The sequence below is a fragment of the Streptomyces sp. CB02261 genome, from assembly GCF_001905665.1.
GTDB lineage: Bacteria > Actinomycetota > Actinomycetes > Streptomycetales > Streptomycetaceae > Streptomyces.
In genome coordinates this window covers 1-22,639 of record NZ_LIVX01000002.1, presented here as the reverse complement: position 1 = coordinate 22,639, position 22,639 = coordinate 1, and the positions used below count along the sequence as shown (strand labels likewise).

The window sequence follows — 22,639 nt, the reverse complement described above, 5'->3', positions numbered from 1 at the left end:
CGGGGGCGGTCACGGCACCTGCGGCGGGGGCGGTCACGGCACCTCGGCCTTGTCGGCGAGGTGCCCCGCGACGAAGCACAGCCGGTACACCGGGAGCGCGGCGAGCATCGTCGCCCGGTAGTACCGGCACTCGTCCATGCCGGGCGGCTCGGCCGGTACGCCGTGCGGCGGGCCGTCCAGCGGGTGGTCGGGCCAGTCCTCTGCGTCCTCGTCGAGCCGGGTGAGCGTCTGCCCGACCTGGAGCCGGGCGTAGTCCGCGGGCTCCAGGTACGACCTGGCCTGGGTCCACAGGGCGACCCCTGCCATCAGCAGGCCGAGGGCGGCGAGGAGCGCGAGCGGGATCCAGATCGCCCGCGCCAGGCCCTTGCGCACCTCACGGCGGGCCCGGTCCAGCTCCCGGGCCGACGTGGGCGCGGCGGGCAGCGGCGCGGGAGGCCGCCGGGGCAGGACGGCCGTCAGGGCGAACCCGCCGTCGGCGGTGGCCCGGTGGCCGAGGGTGCCGCCCGCGAGCCGCACCCGCTCGCCGAGCCCCACCAGACCGGTGCCGCCGGAGCCGGAGGCGGACGCGGGGGTCCGGTCCGGTGCCGACGGGGCCTGCGCACCGGCCCCGGCGCTCCCCGCCGCGGTGGTGCCGGGGCCGCTGACCACCCTGACCCGGACGTGCGTCGTGTCCTGGGTGACGGTCACCGCGACCGCCGCGCCCGGCGCGTGCTTGGCCGCGTTGGTGAGACCCTCCTGCACGACCCGGTGCAGCGCCAGCCCCGACATCCCCGGCAGCGTGGGCACGGGGTCCGGGGCGAGCGTGACCGCGAGGCCCGACGCGCGGGCGCGGGCCGCGAGCTCCTCGACCGTCTCACCGGGCGGGCTCGTGGGAGCGGCGGCCCCGTCCTCGCGCAGCACGCCGATGATGTCCCGCAGCCGCGCCGTCGCGTCCGCCGCCGCACGGCGCAGTTCGCCCGCCGCCCGCTGCTGCTCGGGTCCCAGGTCGGGGGAGACCTCCAGGGCACCCGCGCGGATCGCGATCAGGGCCAGGTCGTGGCCGAGGGAGTCGTGCATGTCGCCCGCGATCCGGGATCGCTCCCGCAGCCGCTCCCGGTCCGCGACGGCCGCCTGTTCGCGCTCCATCCGGTCGGCCAGCTCCCACCCGCTGCGCACGAGCCGGTCGTACTGGCGTACGTAACGGCCGATCAGCCAGGGCGCGACGACCGCGAGCGCGAGCGCGAGCAGCAGCGTGAACCACTGCCCGAGGGAGGTGCGGGTCACCGAGGTGAGCAGGAGGCCCGTCGCCGCGACCGCGCCGAACAGCCAGAGCGCCGCCCGGGTGTGCTCCTGGCGCCGTCCCGCGAGATACCCGAACGCGACCAGGGCCAGGCTGTACGAGGGGGTGAACAGCTCCAGGGTGGCGGGCAGGCTCAGCGCGACCGTGGCACCGAGCGCGACGAGGGGCCATCGCCGGCTGACCGCGACACAGCCGCCGAGGACCACCACGCCGACGGCGACCTGGAGCCAGCTGCCGCCGTCGTGTGGGTCCGACCTGAGCAGGACGGGCACGCAGAGCAGCAGCCAGAGGCCCAGGTCGAAGAGCCGCTCACGCACCGGGGACCAGGCCCGCCTCGTACGCCAGGACCGCGAGCTGGACCCGGTTGCGCAGACCCAGCCGGCCGAGGACGGCGCTCACGTGCGCCTTGACGGTGCCCTCGACGACGTACATGCGGTCCGCGATCTCCTGGTTGGAAAGCCCGGCGCCGAGGAGCGCGACGACCTCCCGCTCGCGGCCGGTGAGCGGTTCGAGGCGGGCCCGCGCCTCCGCGGCGCGGGTGAACCGCTCGCCGCCGAGGGTGTCGATGACCCGGCGGGCGACGGTCGGGGAGAGCGCGGCGCCGCCTCCGGCGACGGCCCTGACACCGGCGATGAGCTCACGCGGGTCACCGGACTTGAGCAGGAAGCCGCTGACACCGCTGCCGAGGGCACGGGCGATGTACGTGTCCTCGGAGAAGGTCGTGAGCATGACGACGGCCGCGTCCGGAACGGTGCCGCGCAGTTCTTCGGCCGCGCCGAGTCCGTCGAGCCGGGGCATCCGGATGTCCAGGAGGACGACGTCCGGCCGGTGCTCGCGGGCGAGCTCGACGGCCTCGTGGCCGTCGCCGGCCTCGGCGACCACCTCGATCCCGGGGTCGGTGGTCAGGATGGCCCGCACCCCGGCCCTGATCATCGTCTCGTCGTCGGCCAGCAGCACCCTGATCATGCGGTCCAGGGTATGCAGCCGCCGTACACACGTGCGGGCGCCCGGAGGGAAACGTTCCCTCCGGGCGCCCGCCCCCGCTTTCCTCCCGGTTACGGGAAGGTCAGCTTGAAGGCGTTGATGTAACCGGTGTCGACCGAGGCCTTGTCCTGGACGCGGAGCTTCCAGGCGCCGTTGGCGACCTCCGAGGAGGCGTTCACGGTGAAGGTCTGGACGATGTTGTCGGCGCTGCCGCCGGAGCGGTTGCTCAGGCTGTAGACCGAGCCGTCGGGGGCGACGAGGTCGACGACGAGGTCACCGCGGTAGGTGTGGACGATGTCCACGTCCACCTTGAGCGTGGAGGGCGCGTTGCCCGCGACGCCGGTGACGTTGACCGTCGAGGTCACCGCGGCGCCGTTGTCCGGGATGGACACGTCGGCGGTGTTCTCGAAGACCTTGCCCGTGGGCGGCTCGGTGCCGCCGGGGCGGGTACCGACGTTGACGCCGGCCCAGGCGTGCTGGACGGCGAGGACCTCGGGGCTGCCGGCGCCGTACAGCTCGGTGGCCACCGCGACGGTGCCCGTGCGGGCGCCGGCGTAGTTGGTGGACGAGTTGAACTTGGTGGTGAGCGCCTTGAACCAGATCAGCGAGGCCTTGTCCCGGCCGATGCCGGTGACGGGCAGGCCGTCGGAGGTCGGCGAGTCGTAGTTCACGCCGTTGACGGTCTTGGTACCGCTGCCCTCGGAGAGCAGGTAGTACCAGTGGTTGGCCGGGCCCGAGGAGTAGTGGACGTCGACGCTGCCGATACCGGAGTACCAGTAGTCCTTCGACGAGCCGTCCTTGCTCGGCTTGTCCATGTAGCGCAGCGGGGTGCCGTTGCCGCGGATGTCGATCTTCTCGCCGACGAGGTAGTCGCCCTGGTCCTGGGCGTTGTTGGCGTAGAACTCGACGGCCGCCGCGAAGATGTCCGAGGTGGCCTCGTTGAGGCCGCCGGACTCGCCGCTGTAGACCAGACCGGCGGTGACGGAGGTCAGGCCGTGCGTCATCTCGTGCGCGGCCACGTCGATGGAGGTGAGCGGCTTGGTGTTGTTCGCGCCGTCGCCGTACGTCATGCAGAAGCAGGAGTCCTGCCAGAAGGCGTTGACGTACGCGTTGCCGTAGTGGACCCGGGAGTACGCGCCGACGCCGTCGCCGCGGATGCCGGAGCGGCCGTGCACGTTCTTGTAGTAGTCCCAGGTGAGGGCGGCGCCGTAGTGCGCGTCGGCGCCCGCGGTCTCCAGGTTCTGCGGGGTGCCGTTGCCCCAGACGTCGTCGGAGCCGGAGAAGAGCGTCCCGGTGCCCGACGTACCCCGGTTGAGGTTGTACGTCTTGTGGTTGCCGCGGGTGGTGTCGGTCAGCGTGTACGACGGCGCGGTGCCGAGGGTGACCGTGCCGCTGTACTGCGTGTTGCCGGTGCCGTTGTGCACGGCCTGCCACTCGTACAGCTTCGCGCCGGTCTTCGCGTCCGTCACGACGTGCAGCTCGTTCGGGGTGCCGTCGTGCTGGAGGCCGCCGACGACGGTCTCGTACGCGAGGACGGGGGAGCCCGAGGCCAGCCAGACGACCTTGCGCGGGGCGCGCTCGGCGGCGGCCTTCTTCGAGCCCTCTGCCTGGGCGAGGCCGAGGGCCTGCTTCTCGGCGGCCGCCGGGGCGACGGAGGCGGCGAGGTCGACGTTCTTCAGCTCGGCGCGGGAGGACTTCGTGACGCTCGTGGTGGCGCCGGCCTTGGTCTCGGCGACGATCAGGTCGCCGCCCAGGACGGGCAGTCCGGCGTAGGTGCGCTCGTAGCGCGTGTGGGTCGTGCCGTCGCGGTCCTGCACGACGTCACGGACGACCAGCTTCTCCTGGGCGCCGAGGCCGAGGGACTTGGCCGTGGCGGCCTTGTCGGCGTCGGCCGCCTTGATGAGCGCGGTGCGCTCGGCGGGGGTGAGGTCGGCCGGGAGCTTGCCGGGGTTCGCCGAGGTGCCCTGCTGGGCCTTGGGGGCGATGCTCCAGGGTTCGTCGGCCGCGGTGGCGGAACCGGTCTGGACGCTCACGGCGAGCATGGCGGCGGCGGCGATCAGAGCGCCGGTCGCGGTGGCGCGGCGGCTGGGCGTGGATCTCACGCAGACTCCTTCTTGCGAGGGGGGTACCGGCGGACTGGGTGGGCCCGTCCGGGCGGAGCAAGCAGAGCTGTGGAGCACGAGAGCTGTGGAGCACGTTCGAGTGACGCGAACTCGTTCGGGTGAAGCGGCGAACGGTGATGCGAAGAGCCGGGGAGAGAGTGACAGGAATGACGGGGACCTGTCAGGAGTGCGGCGGGAAGTTGGCCGGAATTCGTCCGCTGCCCGGAAGTCCGTGTTCGTTAACCGGACGTTTCATTGATCATGGACGCGATGCCGTCCGGCGTTCGCCCCAGCCCGTCATCGCGGCGCGGGCCCCGGTCCGGGGTGGTCTCGCGGTCCTCGGTCGGCGCGGGGTCCGCGGGGGGTCGGATGGTGGTGCCGGTCGGGTTTCGCCGTGGCTCGATCTCGTGCCTGTGTTCGGCGTCTTGTGGGGCGTGGGTGGGGGGACACCCGTGGGTGGGAGTGGGGGACGACGTTCCGGGGGCCGTGTTCGGGACCGCATGATTTTTGGCGCCCTTCGGGTTCCTGATGGGTGAACCTTCTGTCGCGCCACACATCACGCTTCACGTCCCGAACACGACCCCCTCCACGTCCCCCACTCCTGTCCGTTCTCAGCCCACCAGGCTCTCCCGCCACGCCTTGTGCAGGTTCGCGTAGCGGCCCTCGCCCGTGACCAGGTCCGACGGTGTGCCGTCCTCGACGATCCGGCCCGACTCCATCACCAGGACCCGGTCCGCCACCTCCACCGTGGAGAGGCGGTGGGCGATCACCACCGCCGTACGGCCCGCCAGGACCGTGTCCATCGCCTGTTGCACCGCCCGTTCACCCGGGACGTCCAGCGAACTGGTCGCCTCGTCGAGGATCAGGACCGCCGGGTCCGCCAGGAGCGCGCGGGCGAAGGCGACCAGTTGGCGCTGGCCCGCCGAGATCCGGCCACCGCGCTTGCGCACGTCCGTGTCGTAGCCGTCCGGGAGGGCCGTGATGAACTCGTGCGCCCCGATCGCCCTGGCCGCGTCCTCGATCTCCTCGCGGGTCGCGTCCGGGCGGCCGATCGCGATGTTCTCCGCGATCGTCCCCGAGAAGAGGAACGCCTCCTGCGTCACCATCACGATGCCGCGGCGGAGTTCCGGGGTGGCCAGGTCGCGGAGGTCCACCCCGTCGAGCCGTACCGACCCGTCCGTGGGGTCGTAGAAGCGGGCCAGCAGCTTCGCCAGGGTCGACTTGCCCGCGCCCGTCGCCCCCACCACCGCCACCGTCTGGCCGGGCGGGATCGTCAGGTCGAAGGCCGGCAGCACCTCGCCGCCCGTCCGGTAGGCGAAGCGGACCCCGTCGAAGACCACCTCGCGGCCCGGCGCGCCCGTGCGGCTGGGGAGCGTCTTCGGGGTCGTCGTCTCCGGGACGCCCGGTTCCTGGGCCAGCAGACCCGCGATCTTGGTGAGGGACGCCGCCGCCGACTCGTACGAGTTGAGGAACATGCCCAGGCGGTCGATCGGGTCGTACAGCCGGCGCATGTACAGGACCGCCGCCGCCAGCACGCCCAGCTCCAGGGAGCCCGACGCCACCCGGTAGGCGCCCCACAGGCACATGCCCGCCACGGCCGTGTTCGCCACCAGGCGTGAGCCGACCACGTAGCGGGCCATCTCCAGGAGGGCGTCGCCGTTGCTGCGCTCGTGGCGGTGGTTGAGCGCCGCGAACTCGGCGTCGTTGAGCCGCTCCCGGCGGAACGCCCGGACCGGGCGGATGCCGTTCATCGTCTCCGCGAACTTCACGATCACGCCCGCGATCGCTGTGGAGCGCTCGGCGTAGACCGCCCCCGCGCGCCTCCGGTAGAGGCGGATGAGGAGGTGGAGCGGGAGGAAGGACGCGACCGCCACCGCTCCGATGCCCAGGTCCAGCCAGAGGAGGATCAGGGAGATCGACACGAAGGAGAGGACCACGCCGATCAGTTCCTGGAGGCCCTCGGAGAGCAGTTCGCGCAGCGACTCCACGTCCGTCGTCGAGCGGGAGATCAGCCGGCCCGAGGTGTAGCGCTCGTGGAAGTCGACGCTGAGGACCTGGGCATGGCGGAAGATCCGGCCGCGCAGGTCCAGGAGGACGTCCTGGTTGACGCGGGCCGCACCGCGGACGAAGGCGTACTGCAGGACGCCCGAGAGGGTCGCGCAGACGAGGTAGCCGAGCGCCACCGCGACGACCGGGCCGTGGTCACCGGCGCGGAAGGCGGGGACGCCGCGGTCGATGGCGTACGCCACGAGCAGCGGGCCCGCCTGGACCGCCCCCTCCTTGACGAGGAGGACGAGCGCGGCGACCGCGACCCGGGCCCGGTGCGTGGCGAGGAGGGAGCGGAGCAGCGCGCCCGTCGCCCCCGGCGGCGTCGGCAGGTCGTCGCGGTCGAAGGGGTCCCCGGCCGGGGCCTTCGGGGCCTCCTGCTCGGGCGCTGTGAGTGTGGTGTCCGTCATCGGTCCCCGTCCTTGCCTTCGCCGGACATCAGCCAGGCGTACTCCTCGCTGGTCCGCAGCAGTTCCTGGTGCGTGCCCACGGCCGCGATCCGGCCCCGGGACAGCAGCGCCACCCGGTCGGCCAGCATCACCGTCGACGGGCGGTGCGCCACGACCAGGGCCGTCGTCTCCCGCAGCACCTCCCGCAGGGCCGCCTCGACCCGCGCCTCCGTGTGCACGTCCAGCGCCGACAGCGGGTCGTCCAGGACCAGGAAGCGGGGGCGGCCGACGACCGCCCGTGCCAGGGCGAGCCGCTGCCGCTGACCGCCGGACAGGCTCAGTCCCTGCTCGCCGACCTGGGTCGCGGCGCCCTCCGGCAGCCGGTCCACGAAGCCGTCCGCCTGCGCCACGCCGAGCGCGCGCCGCAGTTCCGGCTCCCCGGCCCCGTCGTCGGCGCCCATCAGGACGTTCTCGCCGACGCTCGCCGAGAACAGCGTCGGCTCCTCGAACGCCATCGACACCAGGGCCCGCAGCCGCTCCCGTTCCATCAGGGCGATGTCCTGGCCGTCGAGCAGGATGCGGCCGCCGGACGCCTCGTGCAGCCTCGGTACGAGCGCGGTGAGCGTGGTCTTGCCGGAACCGGTGCCGCCGACCAGGGCCAGGGTCTCACCGGGGCGGATGTGCAGGTCGATGCCGTCCAGGACGGGCGGGGAGCCCTCCGGGGCGTCCGGGTAGCGGAACGTCACGCCCTCGAAGCGCACCCCGCCGGGGCCGTCCGCCGTCGTGTCCCGCCCTGAGGGGGTGTCCGGCTCCTCGTCGGCGTCCATCACCTCGAAGTACCGTTCCGTCGCGGTCGCCGCCTCCTGGCTCATCGCGATCAGGAAGCCGATGGACTCGACGGGCCAGCGCAGTGCCAGGGCCGTCGACAGGAACGCGACGAGCGTGCCCGCCGACAGGTCCCCGTCCGCGACCTGCACCGTGCCGAGGACGAGCGCCGCCCCGATGGCCAGTTCCGGTACGACGGTGATGACCGCCCAGATCATCGCGAGCAGCCGGGCCTTGGCCAGTTCGGTGCCGCGGAGCCGGCCGGCGAGCTCGCGGAAGGCCCTCGCCTGGCTGCGGTGCCGGCCGAAGCCCTTGACGATCCGGATGCCGAGGACGCTCTCCTCGACGACCGTCGTCAGATCGCCCACCTGGTCCTGGGCGCGGCGCGCCACCACCCCGTACCGGCTCTCGAAGGCCGAGCAGACGAGCACCAGGGGAAGGACCGGGGTCAGCAGGACCAGGCCGAGGGGCCAGTCCTGGGCGAGCAGCAGGACATAACCCGCGAGGATCGTCACGCCGTTGACCAGCAGGAACGTCAGCGGGAAGGCCAGGAACATCCGGACCAGCATCAGATCGGTCGTACCGCGCGAGAGCAGCTGCCCCGACGCCCACCGGTCGTGGAAGGCGATCGGCAGCCGCTGGAGCCTGGCGTACAGGTCGGCCCGCATCCGTGCCTCGACCCCGGACAGCGGCCGCGCCACCAGCCACCGCCGGTACCCGAAGAGCACGGCCTCGGCGATCCCGAGCAGCAGCAGGTACAGGGCTCCCAGCCACACCCCGCCCGGGTCCCGGTCCGCCACGGGACCGTCCACCATCCACTTCAGGACGAGGGGGATGACGAGCGACAGACAGGACGCGACGATCGCGACGAACGCGGCGGTGAACAACCGCCCGCGCACGGGCCGCACATACGGCCAGAGACGGAGGAGCACCCGCACCGCGGAGCGGTCGGGGGCGTCGGGGACCGGGGGCGCTGGGGCGACAGGTTTCTCGGGCATCAGGCCCGACCCTACGGTTCACCCCTGACACACCTCATCCGGTTTTCCGGCCGTCCGGCTCCCGGAGTCGTACCGGCCGTCAACCGATCGGTTGACGGCCGGTACGAGCGGGATGGCCGATACCGGCCGCCGCGGCCGGCCGACAGGGTGGGGCCATGACAGCGATCGAGGTGCGGGGACTGCACAAGGCGTACGGCGGCCGGAAGGTCGTCGACGGGATCTCCTTCGACGTCGGCGAGGGGGAGATCTTCGGGATCCTCGGCCCCAACGGCGCCGGCAAGACCACCACCGTGGAGTGCGTCGCGGGACTCCGGACGCCCGACGAGGGGCGGGTACGCGTCTGCGGACACGACCCCGTCGCGCGGCACGCCGAGGTCGCCCGGCTCCTCGGGGTCCAGCTCCAGGAGAGCGAGCTCCAGGCCAGACTGACCGTCGGCGAGGCCCTCGACCTGTACGCCTCCTTCTACGAGCGGCCCGCGGACCGGCGGGAACTCGCCGAGCGGCTCGGACTCCTGCCGCACCTGAGGACCCGGTTCGCCAGGCTGTCCGGCGGCCAGAAGCAGCGGCTCCTCATCGCGCTCGCCCTGATCGGCGGCCCCCGGGTCGTCGTCCTCGACGAGCTGACCACCGGACTCGACCCGCGGGCCCGCCGCGAGGTCTGGTCGCTCGTCGAGGACATCCGGGCCGGCGGTGTCACCGTGCTCCTCGTCACCCACTTCATGGAGGAGGCCCAGCGCCTCTGCGACCGGATCGCCGTCATCGACGGGGGCCGGCTCGCCGCGCTCGACACCCCCGGCGGGCTGATCGGGCGGGCGTCCGCCGCGAAGGAGATCTCCTTCGCCGCCGACACCCCGCTCGAACCGGCCGAACTCCGGGCGCTGCCGGGAGCGGTGGGGGTGGAGACGCGGGACGGCCGGACCGTCGTCCACGGCACCGACGAGACCGTCGACGCCTTCGTCCCGCTCCTCGCCCGCCGGGGCGTCACCGCGCGCCAGCTGCGTGTCACCGACGCCACCCTCGACGACGCCTTCCTCGACCTGACGGGAACCGACCGATGACCACAGCCACCACCATGGTCCTGAGGACCGAGGCCCGCCTCTTCCTGCGCGAACCGGGCTCCCTGTTCTGGGTGATGGTCTCGCCGACCGTCCTGCTCGTGATCCTCGGCCTGATCCCGTCCTTCCGGGAGGCGTCGGAGGACCTCGGCGGACGCCGGGTCATCGACCTCTACGTGCCCGTCTCCGTCCTCTTCGCCCTGATCATGGCCGGACTCCAGGCCATGCCGCCGGTCCTCGCCGGTTACCGCGAGCGGGGCATCCTGCGCCGGATGTCCACCACCCCCGTACGCCCCGGGACGCTGCTGACCGCGCAGGTGGCGCTGCACGCCGTCGCCGCGCTCGTCTCCTCGCTGCTGGTGGTCACCGTCGGCCGGCTCGCCTTCGGGGTCGCCCTGCCGGGGAACCTCCCGGGCTACGCCCTGGCCCTGCTCCTCGCCGTGGCGGCCGGGCTCGCCCTCGGCGCCGCCGTGTGCGCGGTCTCCCGCTCACAGAAGATCGCCACCGCCGTCGGCTCCGCCGTCTTCTTCCCCACGATGTTCACCGCGGGAGTGTGGGTCCCGGTCCAGGCCATGCCGGATACCCTGCAGCGGATCGTCCAGCTCACCCCGTTCGGCGCCGCGTCGCAGGCCCTCGACGCGGCCGCGTCGGGCGGCTGGCCCGGCTGGGCCGCGCTCGGTACGACGGTCCTCTGGACGGCCGTGCTCACCGCGGCGTCGGTGCGCTGGTTCCGCTGGGAGTGAGGCGACGGGGACGGGCCGAGAGGGGGGTGGGCTGATGATGGCGGTCACCGTCGAGGAACGCTGGAGCCGGTTCTTCCGGTGGGGGCCCTACGGGCTGCTGGCCGTCGGCACCGTGATCGCGGCCGCGGCCGACGTGTCCGGCGGGCTGATGGACGGCACGGAGAGGGTCGCTGCCTGCGTCCTGGTGCCCGTCGCGCTCGCCCTCCAGGTGTGGTGGGACCGCCGCTGCCGCCGGGCCGCGGCCGGGGCGGCGGCCGAGGACGGACGCGCCGTACCCACCGCCGCGTCCGCGCCGGGCGGGCCCGGGTCGGCCGCCGTCGCCTACTACGCCCTCCGTACCGCCCTCGGCTTCGCGCTCACCTGGTTCAACCCCTTCTTCGCGATCTACGCCTGCATCGGCTACTTCGACGCCGAGCACCTCCTGCCCCGGCGGCTCAGCCGCATCGGACTCCTCGTCACCGCCGTCACCATGGCGGGCTCCCAGTCCGGTGGCCTGCCGCCCGCGGGGCCCGTCAACTGGCTCGCCCTCGCCGGTCTGTTCGCCCTCAACGCCGGCCTTTCCTTCGTCTTCTCCCACCTCGGCGCCAAGGAGGCCGAGCGGGCCGCCGAGCGCGCCGCCACGATCACCGAGCTCGCCCGCGCCAACGCCCGCCTCGAACAGGCACTCGCCGAGAACGCGACCCTCCAGGCCCAACTCCTCCTCCAGGCACGGGAGGCCGGGGTCGCCGACGAGCGCCGCCGGCTCGCCGCCGAGATCCACGACACCCTCGCGCAGGGCCTCACCGGGATCATCACCCAGCTCCAGGCCGCGACCGCGGGACCCGACCCGGAGGCGGGCCGCGTCCATCTGCTGCGGGCCGCCGACCTCGCCCGGCACAGCCTGGGCGAGGCCCGCCGCTCGGTGCGGAACCTCAGCCCGGTCGCCCTGGAGCACGACAGCCTCCCCGAGGCCCTCCGCAAGACCGTCGGCACCTGGGCCGAACGCACCGGCGTCGACACCCGGTTCACCGTCACCGGCACCGAGCAGCCCCTCCACGACGAGGTCGCCGCCACCCTGCTGCGGATCGCCCAGGAGGCCCTCGCCAACGCCGAACGCCACGCCGGCGCCTCCCGGGCCGGCGTCACCCTCTCCTACATGGGCGACGAGATCACCCTGGACGTACGGGACGACGGCCGTGGCTTCGACCCCGTCGCCCCCGGCGCGAGCCCCGGCGGGGGCTTCGGCCTCGTCGGCATGCGCGCCCGGGCCGAACGGCTCGCCGGGACCGTGACCGTGGAGGCCGCACCGGGCGAGGGGACGGCCGTCTCCGCTCGCGTACCGTGGGCGGGCCATGACTGACATCACCCTGCTGATCGTCGACGACCACCCCGTCGTACGGGACGGTCTGCGCGGCATGTTCGCCGCCCCCGGCTCCGGCTTCCGCGTCCTCGGCGAGGCCTCCGGCGGCGTCGAGGCCGTCGCGCTCGTCCTCCGCCTCGACCCCGACGTCGTCCTCATGGACCTGCGCATGCCGGAGGGCGGCGGCGTCGACGCCATCGCCGAACTCACCCGCCTCGGCGCCCGCTCCCGGATCCTGGTCCTCACCACGTACGACACGGACACCGACACCCTGCCGGCGATCGAGGCCGGCGCCACCGGCTACCTCCTCAAGGACGCGCCCCGCGACGAGCTGTTCGCCGCCGTCCGGGCCGCGGCCGGGGGCCGTACCGTCCTCTCCCCGGCCGTCGCCTCCCGTCTCGTCACCGCCGTCCGCGCCCCCGCCGCCCCGCCCGCCGACACGACCCTGTCGGCGCGCGAGACCGAGATCCTCGTCCTCGTCGCCCGGGGCACCGCCAACCGGGCGATCGCCGCCGAGCTGTTCATCAGCGAGGCCACCGTCAAGACCCATCTGACCCACATCTACGGGAAGCTGGGCGTCAAGGACCGGGCGGCGGCGGTCGCCGTCGGCTACGACCGGGGCATCCTGGGCCGGGCCTGACCCCTCACCCCCGCCTCACCCGTCGACCCGGAGCAGCACCACCGACCGGGCCCCCATCGTGAGCGTCCCGCCGCCCCGGTGGATCGTCCCCGGCGGCCCCGACTGGTCCTCCCGGGAGGTGTCGACGACCAGTTCGTACGACTCCGCCCACGGCGGCCCCGGGAGGCGCAGGTCGAGCGGGTGCGGGCCCGCGTGGAGGACGGCGAGGAAGCTGTCGTCGGCGATCTGCTCACCGCGCTCGTCACGGCCCGGGATGTCCCGGCCCGACAGGTAGAGGCCCAGGGTGGCCGTGGGCGCGTACCAGTCGGGTTCCGTCATCTCGGTGCCGTCCGCGGTGAACCAGGCCAGGTCCCGCAGCCCGTCCGCGCCCTGCGGCCGGCCCGAGAAGAACGCCCGGCGCCGCAGCACCGGATGGCGGTTGCGCAGGGTGAGCAGCCGGCGGGTCAGGGCCAGGAGATGGGCGCGGCCCGCGTCCTCGGGCAGCGTCCAGTCGACCCAGCCCGTCTCGTTGTCCTGGCAGTACGCGTTGTTGTTGCCGCCCTGGGTGCGGCCCATCTCGTCGCCGGCGACGAGCATCGGGACGCCGGTGGAGAGGAGGAGGGTGGTGAGGAGGTTGCGCTGCTGGCGCAGCCGGAGGGCGTTGATCCCGGGGTCGTCGGTCTCGCCCTCCGTCCCGCAGTTCCAGGACCGGTTGTCGTGGGTGCCGTCCCGGTTGCCCTCGCCGTTGGCCTCGTTGTGCTTGCGCTCGTACGTGACGAGGTCCCGCAGGGTGAAGCCGTCGTGGGCGGTGACGAAGTTGACGGAGGCGTAGGGCCTGCGCCCGCCCCAGGCGTACAGGTCGCTGGAGCCGGAGAGCCGGTACCCGAGGTCCCGTACGTCGGGCAGGGCGCCGCGCCAGAAGTCCCGTACGGCGTCCCGGTAGCGGTCGTTCCACTCGGTCCACAGCGGCGGGAAGGCGCCGACCTGGTAGCCGCCGTTGCCCACGTCCCAGGGTTCGGCGATGAGTTTCACCCGGCGGAGCACCGGGTCCTGGGCGATCACCGCGAGGAACGGGGACAGCATGTCGACGTCGTGGAAGGAGCGGGCGAGGGCCGCCGCCAGGTCGAAGCGGAAGCCGTCGACGCCCATCTCGGTCACCCAGTACCGCAGGGAGTCGGTGATGAGCCGGAGCACCTGCGGCTGTACGACGTGCAGGGTGTTGCCGCAGCCCGTGTAGTCGGCGTACCGGCGGGCGTCGGACTGGAGGCGGTAGTAGCCGCGGTTGTCGATGCCCTTCAGGGACAGGGTGGGGCCGAGCTCGCCGGCCTCCGCCGTGTGGTTGTAGACGACGTCGAGGATGACCTCGATCCCGGCCGCGTGCAGGGCCCGCACCATCCGCTTGAACTCGCCGACCTGCTGCCCGGTCGTCCCCGACGACGAGTAGCCGGCGTGCGGGGCGAAGTAGCCGATGGAGTTGTAGCCCCAGTGGTTGCGCAGCCCGCGCCGCAGGAGGTGGTCCTCGTGGGCGAACTGGTGCACGGGGAGCAGCTCCACCGCGGTCACCCCGAGTCCGACGAGGTGCTCGATCGCGGCGGGATGGGCCAGACCGGCGTACGTGCCCCGCAGCCGTTCCGGGATGCCGGGGTGCAGCCGGGTGAAGCCCTTGACGTGCAGCTCGTAGATGACGGAGTCCTGCCAGGGCGTCTTGGGTCTGCGGTCGTCGGCCCAGTCGTCGTCGTCCTGGACGACGACCCCCTTCGGGACGTGCGGGGCGGAGTCCCGCTCGTCGCGCACGGTGTCGGCGATGTGCTGCTGCGGCCAGTCCCGCACGTGCCCGTAGACCTCGGGCGGCAGCGTGAAGTCGCCGTCGACGGCCCGCGCGTACGGGTCGAGGAGCAGCTTCGCGGGGTTCCACCGGGCGCCCGTCCACGGGTCCCAGCGGCCGTGCACCCGGTAGCCGTACCGCTGCCCGGCCCCGATCCCCGGCACGAAACCGTGCCAGATCTCATGGGTCAGCTCCGTGAGCGGAAGCCGCCGCTCCGTCCCGTCGGGGCCGAAGAGGCACAGCTCCACGGCCTCCGCCCCGCCCGCCCACAGGGCGAAGTTCGTGCCCGCCACCCCGTCGGGGCCGACCCGGCAGCGTGCGCCCAGGGGCGTCGGCGCACCCGGCCACACCGGGGGTCCGGCCCGCTCCGGGGCATGCTCCGGTACCGCCTCCTGCTCGGCTGCGCTCGCCACCGTCCCGGCCTCCCGCGGCTCGTCGGGCCCGCGCCCGGGCAGCGACGGCGTCCCGGCCGCCGCTCCCGCGCGTGTCCTTCTCCTGTTCTGCCCGCGTCACCCCGCTCCCAACATGACCCGCACGCACGTTTCCCCTGGAGGGTGGCCGTCGTTGGGCCGCACGTGAGACATGTATGGAAGCGGGCGAGGTACGCCCTCGCGGTGGCGGGACTGGTCGCGGGCCTGGTGGGCTGCACGGAGAGCGGCGGCGGACGGGGCATCGACATCTCCCTGCCGGGCAAGGCGCGGGCTCCCGGTGACGTCATCCGAATCAGCCCGGAGGACGGCAGCCGGGGGGTGAAGGCCGACGGACCGGTCGAGGTGAAGGTGGACAGCGGGCGCCTCGAACGGGTGACCGTCGTCCAGGTGGAGGACGCCCAGCGGACCGAGGTCGCGGGGGAGATCTCCGCGGACGGGCTGCGCTGGCGGCCCCGGCCGGACGCCCGGCTCGCGCTGGCCGCGAAGTACAGCGTGGACGCGGTCGCGCTCGACGCGCACGGGCGGCGCTCCGCGCGGCACACGACGTTCACGACGGTGGTGCCGGAGAGCCGTTTCATCGGGTACTTCAAACCGGAGAATCGTTCCACGGTCGGCACCGGCATGATCGTTTCCTTCAGCTTCAACCGGCCGATCGAGAACCGCGCCGCGGTCGAGCGGGCGATCCGCGTCACCTCGGTGCCGCCGGTGGAGGTCGTCGGCCACTGGTTCGGCAAGGAGCGGCTCGACTTCCGCCCCGCCGCGTACTGGCGGCCGGGCACCCGCGTCACCGTCCGGCTCGGCCTGCGGGACGTCGAGGGGGCGCCCGGGGTGTACGGCATCCAGCGCAAGACGGTCGGCTTCACGGTCGGGCGCTCCCAGGTCTCCGTGGTGGACGCCGCCGCCCACACGATGGAGGTCAGGAGGGACGGTGCGGTCCTGGCGACCGTGCCGATCACCGCGGGGGCGCCGAAGACCACCACGTACAACGGGAAGATGGTCGTGACCGAGCTGTACGACGTGACGAGGATGGACGGGCGCACGGTCGGCTTCGGCGGGGAGTACGACATCAAGGACGTGCCGCACGCGATGCGGCTCACCGAGTCCGGGACGTTCCTGCACGGGAACTACTGGGCCTCGCCGGACACGTTCGGCACCGCCAACGTCAGCCACGGCTGTGTGGGGCTGCGGGACGAGAAGGGGGGCAGCGCCGAGTCGCCCGCGGGCTGGTTCTTCGACCGGACGCTCATCGGCGACGTGGTCGACGTGGTCAACTCCCGTGACCGGAAGGTCGCTCCCGACAACGGTCTCGGAGGCTGGAACATGGAGTGGGACCGGTGGAAGGCCGGGTCCGCTCTGCGGTGAACCCCCGTCGCCCTCGCACCGCCCGGCACTTCCGTCGTCTTACCAGGTCGATCGGGACGGAACGGTGACATTCACGAGGATCTTTCGTGTCCTGCGGTGTGATTATCTAGCGCCGTGTGCGCGATTGCATGCGCACGGGGGTGGGGCCGTGGCAGTGCCAGGCCGTGCGAGGGGAGACGACCACAGTGAACGGGCAGCCGATATCGGGGACATCGGTAGGGGCCATGGGGCGGCGCGGCCGACGGCGCGGGGGCGTCCGGCTGCAGGCCCTGGCGGCGGGGGCGATGCTCCTGGTGCTCACCGCCTGCGGCGGCGGCGAGTCCGCCGGCGGCGGTACGGGGGGACAGGGGCCGGCGGCCCAGGGGGGCGGCTCGCAGGGGAACGCGGCCTCGCAGGCGGTCGTGACGATCCTTCCGAAGGACGGCGCCGAGTCGGTCGCCACCAGCGGGGCCCTCAAGGTCACCGCCGCGCAGGGCAAGCTGACCACGGTCACGGTCGCCGACTCCAAGGGCACGGAGGTCGAGGGCAGGATCGCGGCGGACGGCGCCAGCTGGTCGCCCACCGCGCACCTGGCCGCGGGCACGCAGTACAAGGTGCACGCGATCGCGAAGGACGCCGAGGGCCGTGAGTCGGCGAAGGACACCACCTTCACCACCCTGGTCCCGAAGAACACCTTCATCGGCCACTACACACCGGAGCACGGTTCGACCGTCGGCGTGGGCATGCCGGTGTCCATCAACTTCACCCGGGGCATCACCGACCCCGAGGCCGTCGAGAAGGCCATCAAGGTGACGGCCGTGCCGGCCGTGCGGATCGAGGGCCACTGGTTCGGCAACGACCGCCTCGACTTCCGCCCGGAGAACTACTGGGCCGCGGGCACCAAGGTGACCGTCGAGCTCAACCTGGACGGCGTCGAGGGCCGCCCCGGCGTCTACGGCAAGCAGAAGAAGACGGTGTCCTTCACCATCGGCCGCCGTCAGGTCTCCACCGTCGACGCCAGCGCCAAGACGATGAAGATCGAGCGCGACGGCAAGATCATCAAGACCCTCCCGATCACCGCGGGCGCCCCGTCGACGACCACGTACAACGGTCAGATGGTCATCAGCGAGAAGTACAAGGTGACCCGCATGAACGGGGCCACGGTCGGCTTCGGTGGAGAGTACGACATCAAGGACGTGCCGCACGCGATGCGCCTGTCCACCTCGGGCACCTTCGTGCACGGCAACTACTGGGCCTCGGCGGGCACCTTCGGCTCCGCCAACGTCAGCCACGGCTGCGTCGGCCTCCAGGACGCGCGGGGCGCGGGCGACAGCTCCATGCCGGCGGCCTGGTTCTACGACAGCTCGATCATCGGTGACGTGGTCGTCGTGAAGAACTCGAAGGACAAGCAGATCAAGCCGGACAACGGCCTCAACGGCTGGAACATGGACTGGTCGGAGTGGATCGCCTAGCCGCAAGCGGCTGACGAGGGGCCCGGTGCTGTGAGCAACAGCACCGGGCCCCTTCCCGTTAACGGCCACTAACCTGCCTCCATGACTGTGAACCTCGAAGTCGCCGACGGCGTCGGCACGATCCGCCTCGACCGCCCCCCGATGAACGCCCTGGACGTCGCCACCCAGGACCGGCTCCGCGAGCTGGCCCAGGAGGCGACCGACCGCGACGACGTGCGGGCCGTGGTCCTCTACGGCGGCGAGAAGGTGTTCGCGGCCGGCGCGGACATCAAGGAGATGCAGGTCATGGACCATGTGGCCATGGTCAAGCGCTCCCGTGCGCTCCAGGACTCCTTCACCGCCGTCGCCCGCATCCCCAAGCCCGTCGTCGCCGCGATCACCGGGTACGCCCTCGGGGGCGGCTGCGAGCTGGCGCTCTGCGCCGACTACCGGATCGCCGCCGACAACGCGAAGCTGGGCCAGCCGGAGATCCTCCTCGGTCTGATCCCGGGCGCGGGCGGCACGCAGCGCCTGTCCCGGCTCGTCGGCCCCTCCAAGGCCAAGGACCTCATCTTCACCGGCCGGATGGTCAAGGCCGACGAGGCCCTGACGCTGGGTCTGGTCGACCGGGTCGTCCCGGCCGCCGAGGTGTACGAGCAGGCGCACGCCTGGGCCGCCAGGCTCGCGCAGGGCCCCGCGGTCGCCCTGCGGGCCGCGAAGGAGGCGATCGACCAGGGTCTGGAGGCCGACATCGACACCGGTCTCGCCATCGAGCGCACCTGGTTCGCGGGTCTGTTCGCGACCGCCGACCGCGAGAACGGGATGCGCAGCTTCGTGGAGGAGGGCCCCGGGAAGGCGAAGTTCGCCTGACGGGTCGTTCCCGGGGGTCGATTCCGTCGGAACGGCCCCCGCGGACGCCTTCGTGCGGCCATGATGGGGGGCATGGCGGGCCTGGAGGGTAGGGAACAGCCGTGGCAGCGCGCAAGCGCCGCCGCAGCGCGGTGGTCACCGGGCGCGGACGACGAACAGGCCATCTGCGCAATGGAGTTGTACGGCAATCCGGCGGACGAGGACGTCCGGCTGCCGTCCCTCCCCGAGTCCGCGTGGGTGGCCCGCAGGCTCACCGAGCACGTCGTGCTGCGGCAGTGGGGCCTCGGCCCGCAGATCGCCGAGCACGCGGTCCTGCTCGTCTCGGAACTCGTCGGGAACGCGGTCCGGCACACCGGGGCCCGGGTCTTCGCGCTGCGGTTACAGCGGCGGCGCGGCTGGATCCGCGTCGAGGTGAGGGATCCCTCGCGCGGGCTGCCGTGTCTGATGCCGGTGCACGAGCTCGACACGAGCGGCCGGGGGCTCTTCCTCGTCGACAAGCTCTCGGACCGCTGGGGCGTGGACCTGGCGCCGCGCGGCAAGACGACCTGGTTCGAGATGCGGGTCTCCGACCGCTGAGCCGCCGCTCCTCTGCCGCCCGTTTCTCTCCCCCCGTTTCCTCTCCCGCTCCGGACGCACGGAAGCCCCCGTGCGCCGTGGTGGGGTGCGTGGGGGCTTCCGTGTGATGCGCCGTGGACGGGGGGGGGTGTATCCACGGCCGCTCTGTCGACCTGGCCCGGGTCAATGGGGGTCGTGTCTCCGACTATGGCAGAGAGGTGGCCTTGCCGCCAAAAGTCCCTAGCGGGGCAATGCAGGGCAAACCATGACAGTTGCATGATGAATCGTTGGTGACGTGCAGCACTCGCCTTGCAAACAGTGAATGACTATGCGGTTCATCGCTTGTTTCCCGGGATCGTCCGCATGGTGGACGCCCGTCCGGCGCCTGTAAACGTCCTGAATTGGCCCAATCGTAATAAATCGGGCAGCGCCGCCTTTAAATGGTCGCGTGAAGTCGACCGACCGTCGCGGCGCCCTCCGAGCGGGCACGGCCGCCGCCCTCGCGGGAGCCCTCGCCACCGCCTGCGGCACGGCCCCCCGCCCCGCCGCTCCCGCAGCACGGCGCCCCGCCCCCGCGCCCCACGCGGCCCCCGTCCCGCGGCGCCTCCCCGGACAGCCCGCCGAGATCGCCCACGGCCCCCGCGACCGGCCCCGGGTCGCCCTCACCTTCCACGGCGCCGGCGACCCCGCCCTCGCCCGGACCCTCCTCACCCAGGCCGAGAAGGCCGGCGCCCGCGTCACCGTCCTCGCCGTCGGCAGCTGGCTCGACGCCCACCCCGACATGGCCCGGCGCATCCTCGACGGCGGCCACGACCTCGGCAACCACACCCAGCACCACACCGACGTCAACGCCCTGACCGAAGCCGGGGCCCACGCCGAGATCGAGGCCTGCGCCACCCGGCTGCGCCGGCTCACCGGCTCCATCGGCACCTGGTTCCGGCCCTCCCGCACCCGGCACGCCACCCCCGCGGTCCTGCGCGCCGCCCACCGCGCCGGATACCCGCACGTCCTCTCGTACGACGTCGACTCCCTCGACTTCAGCACGCCCGACGCGGCGGCCGTCGTCCACAACGTCACCGGCGCGGCCCGCGCCGGCTCCGTCGTCAGCCTGCACTTCGGCTACCCGGTCACCGCCGTCGCCCTGCCCCTCCTCCTCGCCGACCTCGACCGCCGCGGGCTGCGCGCGGTCACCACCACGGAGCTGCTGACCCGATGACACACCGCACGAAGCGCACCAGAACCCTGCTCGCCGCCGCCCTCGTCGCCGCCCTCGCGGGCTGCGGCACGGGCGACCCGGGGGACGGGGGCGCCCCCGCGAAGAAGGCCGCCCCCGTCAAGAAGGCCGCCGCCGCGCCCCCCGGCCTCCCCGGCATGCCGCCGCTGCTCGACCCGAACGACGTCTACGCCGCCGACCGGCCGAACAAGCTGTCCCCGGTGGTCAAGGACTTCCCCTCCCGGATCTACGTCCCCAACACCAACTCCAACACCGTCTCCGTCATCGACCCGGCCACCTACCAGGTCGTCGAGACCATCCCCGTCGGCATCCAGCCCCAGCACGTCGTGCCCTCCTGGGACCTGAAGACGCTCTGGGTCAACAACAACCGGGGGCACACGCTCACCCCCATCGACCCCGCCACCGGCGTCGCCGGCAAACCCGTCGAGGTCCACGACCCGTACAACCTGTACTTCACGCCCAACGGCAAGTACGCCGTCGTCATGGCCTCCCTCGACCGCGAACTCGTCTTCCGCGACCCCCACACCATGGAGCGGAAGAAGACCGTCCCCGTCAGCTGCTATGGCGTCAACCACGCCGACTTCAGCGCCGACGGCCGGTACTTCGTCGTCTCCTGCGAGTTCTCCGGCGAGCTGCTCAAGGTCGACACCGAGAAGATGGAGGTGATCGGCCAGCAGCGGCTGCCCTTCGAGGGCGCCATGCCCCAGGACGTGAAGATCTCCCCCGACGGCAAGACGTTCTACATCGCCGACATGATGGCGCACGGCATGTGGGTCCTCGACGGAGAGAAGTTCACCACTCCCACCCTGCTGCCCACCGGCAAGGGCGCCCACGGCCTCTACGTCAGCCGGGACTCGCGCGAGATGTACGTCCCCAACCGCGGCGAGGGCTCCGTCTCCGTCTTCGACTTCGCCAAGAACAAGCTCACCAAGAAGTGGTGGCTGCCGGACGGCGGTTCCCCCGACATGGGAGGCGTCTCCGCCGACGGCAAGGTCCTGTGGCTCTCCGGCCGCTACGACGCCGAGGTCTACGCGATCGACACCACGAGCGGCAAGCAGCTGGCCCGCATCCCCGTCGGCGGCGGCCCCCACGGCCTCGCCGTCTACCCCCAGCCGGGCCGCTACTCCCTCGGGCACACGGGCGTCTTCCGGTAGCCCGCCCCCGAGACCCCGCGCGGCCGGTCCGGCCGGGCCAGCTAATCTGACCCCCGTCAGATAGGCACCGAGAAGGGGCGGAAGCAGTGGCGGACATCGAGTCGGCACGTACGGCATTCAACCGGTACGACGTGGACGGGGACGGCTTCATCACGGCCGCCGAGTACAAGAGCGTCATGGCGCAGCTGGGCGACTTCAACGTCACCGAGACGGTCGCCGAGGTGCTCATCAAGCAGCGCGACGCCAACGGCGACGGCCGGCTGTCCTGGGACGAGTTCTGGGCCCACCTCAGCAAGGCCTGATCAGCCGGACCGGACGGGCGGAGCAACCCCGGGTTGCCGCCCGTCCAGGCCCGGTACCGACGGTCCGGTGACACTTCCCGGACCGTGCGGGCCCGCCCGGCGTCAGCCCGCCGGGCCCGTCTCCCGGCCCCCGCTCCCGGCGGTCAGACCGCCGGCGGAGTGCCGAGCATCGCGGAGGCGTGCTGGAGCGGGTTCAGGGTGCGGGCCGGCGCGGCGGTCTGGGCCAGGCCGCGGCAGGTGAAGCCCAGCTTGGCCATGGCCCGGAGGACCTCACCGGGGCTGAAGTCGCGGCGGTCCTGACGGGTGATGACCTGGCCGACCTGCATGACGGGGTACGTACGGCGGCCGATGATCACGGAGTCGCCGACGACCTCCTCGGGCTTGACGCCCTGCATGGTCTGCAGGACACCGCTCTTGGTGAGGTCGAACGGGAAGCGGGCGATGACACAGCGCATGGATGCCTCACAGGGAGAGGTGGGAGGGGTTTCTGCCGCCGTGAGGCGGTTCAGTGCGCGAGGACGAGGACGCCCAGGGCACTGCCCTGCTCGTCGACGACGGGCAGCGCGTGGAGCCGGCGGAAGCGCATGAGGTGCTGGGCCTCGGTCATCGCCGTCGCCGGCGAGGCGAACGGGCCGCGGTCGCCGAGGACGTCGCGGAGCCGGAGCCGGTCCGTGTAGGCGGAGCCGTCCCGGACGGCGGTCAGCCGGGCCGAGGTGACGAGACCGGTGAACAGCCCGTCGTTGTCGCAGACGAGGAGATGGCCCGTGCGGGCCCCGGCCATGACGGACAGGGCCACCTCGACGGTCATGTCGTCGCAGACCCGCGGTCCCGCCGTGTCCATGGCGTCGGCCACCGTCCTCTGCGCGGGGGCGGCGGTGTGCGCCGTGCGGTGCTGCGTCCGGACCGGCGTCAAATGGATCCTCCTGCGGAGATGGGTCGGCTTCCTCTGATCACGGGTGGTTCAGGCCGCCGTGTCGACGGCGGAGCGCCGTGCGCCGGCACGCCTTGCCGCAGCGGCGGGGCCACGCCGGCCGCGGGTGGTCGTGCCGCGCTTGCGCGGCTCGGGTGCCGGTGCGGTGATCGTCACGGGGATGGCG

19 protein-coding genes are annotated in these 22,639 nt (G+C 72.7%); 11 read left to right on the top strand and 8 right to left on the bottom strand.

The window, feature by feature from the left end; genetic code table 11:
- Nucleotides 1-33 precede the first annotated feature (33 nt).
- The 5 genes from AMK29_RS05540 to AMK29_RS05520 form a co-directional block, all read right to left on the bottom strand.
- On the bottom strand, nucleotides 34-1,596 hold the full coding sequence (locus tag AMK29_RS05540) for a sensor histidine kinase (RefSeq protein ID WP_073808401.1): 1,563 nt from the start codon (nucleotides 1,594-1,596) through the stop codon (nucleotides 34-36).
- Nucleotides 1,589-2,245 (bottom strand): response regulator, encoded by a 657-nt coding sequence (locus AMK29_RS05535; protein ID WP_073808398.1) that lies wholly within the window; start codon nucleotides 2,243-2,245, stop codon nucleotides 1,589-1,591. The genes AMK29_RS05540 and AMK29_RS05535 overlap by 8 nt, the downstream gene beginning before the upstream one ends.
- An 89-nt stretch (nucleotides 2,246-2,334) precedes the next feature.
- Nucleotides 2,335-4,365, bottom strand: coding sequence for a M4 family metallopeptidase (locus AMK29_RS05530; RefSeq protein WP_073808396.1), 2,031 nt, complete (start codon nucleotides 4,363-4,365; stop codon nucleotides 2,335-2,337).
- Nucleotides 4,366-4,976: 611 nt separating this feature from the next.
- Nucleotides 4,977-6,821 carry an ABC transporter ATP-binding protein gene (locus AMK29_RS05525; protein ID WP_073808393.1) on the bottom strand — a complete coding sequence of 615 codons (1,845 nt, stop codon included), beginning with the start codon at nucleotides 6,819-6,821 and terminating at the stop codon, nucleotides 4,977-4,979.
- The gene (locus AMK29_RS05520) at nucleotides 6,818-8,623 is read right to left on the bottom strand and encodes an ABC transporter ATP-binding protein (RefSeq protein WP_073808390.1); all 1,806 of its coding nucleotides are present in this window, start codon (nucleotides 8,621-8,623) and stop codon (nucleotides 6,818-6,820) included. The genes AMK29_RS05525 and AMK29_RS05520 overlap by 4 nt, the downstream gene beginning before the upstream one ends.
- Before the next feature lie 155 nt (nucleotides 8,624-8,778).
- Here AMK29_RS05520 and AMK29_RS05515 point away from each other — a divergent pair, with 155 nt between their 5' ends.
- The 4 genes from AMK29_RS05515 to AMK29_RS05500 are packed head-to-tail and all read left to right on the top strand — an operon-like array spanning nucleotide 8,779 to nucleotide 12,400.
- On the top strand, nucleotides 8,779-9,681 hold the full coding sequence (locus AMK29_RS05515) for an ABC transporter ATP-binding protein (protein ID WP_073808387.1): 903 nt from the start codon (nucleotides 8,779-8,781) through the stop codon (nucleotides 9,679-9,681).
- Nucleotides 9,678-10,421: an ABC transporter permease gene (locus AMK29_RS05510; protein WP_073808383.1), complete on the top strand. Its 744-nt coding sequence runs from the start codon at nucleotides 9,678-9,680 to the stop codon at nucleotides 10,419-10,421. Before AMK29_RS05515 ends, AMK29_RS05510 begins: the two co-directional genes overlap by 4 nt.
- 37 nt (nucleotides 10,422-10,458) lie before the next feature.
- Nucleotides 10,459-11,760: a sensor histidine kinase gene (locus AMK29_RS05505; RefSeq protein ID WP_443334058.1), complete on the top strand. Its 1,302-nt coding sequence runs from the start codon at nucleotides 10,459-10,461 to the stop codon at nucleotides 11,758-11,760.
- Nucleotides 11,753-12,400: a response regulator gene (locus tag AMK29_RS05500; protein ID WP_073808377.1), complete on the top strand. Its 648-nt coding sequence runs from the start codon at nucleotides 11,753-11,755 to the stop codon at nucleotides 12,398-12,400. Before AMK29_RS05505 ends, AMK29_RS05500 begins: the two co-directional genes overlap by 8 nt.
- 15 nt (nucleotides 12,401-12,415) lie before the next feature.
- Here AMK29_RS05500 and glgX read toward each other — a convergent pair whose 3' ends face one another.
- Nucleotides 12,416-14,617, bottom strand: a complete 2,202-nt coding sequence (gene glgX / locus AMK29_RS05495) for a glycogen debranching protein GlgX (protein WP_198942184.1) — start codon at nucleotides 14,615-14,617, stop codon at nucleotides 12,416-12,418.
- 162 nt (nucleotides 14,618-14,779) lie between these two features.
- Between glgX and AMK29_RS05490 the strand changes: the two genes are divergently transcribed.
- From AMK29_RS05490 to AMK29_RS05460, 7 genes are all read left to right on the top strand, one after another.
- Nucleotides 14,780-15,997, top strand: coding sequence for a L,D-transpeptidase (locus AMK29_RS05490; RefSeq protein ID WP_073808371.1), 1,218 nt, complete (start codon nucleotides 14,780-14,782; stop codon nucleotides 15,995-15,997).
- Nucleotides 15,998-16,182: 185 nt separating this feature from the next.
- On the top strand, nucleotides 16,183-17,448 hold the full coding sequence (locus AMK29_RS05485) for a L,D-transpeptidase (RefSeq protein WP_079196765.1): 1,266 nt from the start codon (nucleotides 16,183-16,185) through the stop codon (nucleotides 17,446-17,448).
- Between the two features lie 81 nt (nucleotides 17,449-17,529).
- Nucleotides 17,530-18,297, top strand: coding sequence for an enoyl-CoA hydratase/isomerase family protein (locus tag AMK29_RS05480; RefSeq protein ID WP_073808365.1), 768 nt, complete (start codon nucleotides 17,530-17,532; stop codon nucleotides 18,295-18,297).
- A 72-nt stretch (nucleotides 18,298-18,369) separates the two neighbouring features.
- Nucleotides 18,370-18,873, top strand: coding sequence for an ATP-binding protein (locus tag AMK29_RS05475; RefSeq protein ID WP_073808362.1), 504 nt, complete (start codon nucleotides 18,370-18,372; stop codon nucleotides 18,871-18,873).
- Nucleotides 18,874-19,300: 427 nt separating this feature from the next.
- On the top strand, nucleotides 19,301-20,068 hold the full coding sequence (locus AMK29_RS05470) for a polysaccharide deacetylase family protein (RefSeq protein ID WP_073808360.1): 768 nt from the start codon (nucleotides 19,301-19,303) through the stop codon (nucleotides 20,066-20,068).
- Complete coding sequence (locus tag AMK29_RS05465) at nucleotides 20,065-21,240, top strand: YncE family protein (RefSeq protein WP_073808357.1); 1,176 nt, start codon at nucleotides 20,065-20,067, stop codon at nucleotides 21,238-21,240. Before AMK29_RS05470 ends, AMK29_RS05465 begins: the two co-directional genes overlap by 4 nt.
- Before the next feature lie 86 nt (nucleotides 21,241-21,326).
- Nucleotides 21,327-21,542 carry an EF-hand domain-containing protein gene (locus AMK29_RS05460; RefSeq protein WP_073808354.1) on the top strand — a complete coding sequence of 72 codons (216 nt, stop codon included), beginning with the start codon at nucleotides 21,327-21,329 and terminating at the stop codon, nucleotides 21,540-21,542.
- Nucleotides 21,543-21,685: 143 nt separating this feature from the next.
- On the opposite strand, the gene AMK29_RS05455 is transcribed toward AMK29_RS05460, so the two are convergent.
- Together AMK29_RS05455 and AMK29_RS05450 are read right to left on the bottom strand one after the other, a co-directional pair.
- The gene (locus tag AMK29_RS05455) at nucleotides 21,686-21,997 is read right to left on the bottom strand and encodes an SCO5918 family protein (RefSeq protein WP_073808352.1); all 312 of its coding nucleotides are present in this window, start codon (nucleotides 21,995-21,997) and stop codon (nucleotides 21,686-21,688) included.
- A gap of 50 nt (nucleotides 21,998-22,047) precedes the next feature.
- Entirely contained in the window at nucleotides 22,048-22,455 is a 408-nt protein-coding gene (locus AMK29_RS05450) for a CBS domain-containing protein (RefSeq protein WP_073808349.1), read from the bottom strand.
- Nucleotides 22,456-22,639 lie beyond the last annotated feature (184 nt).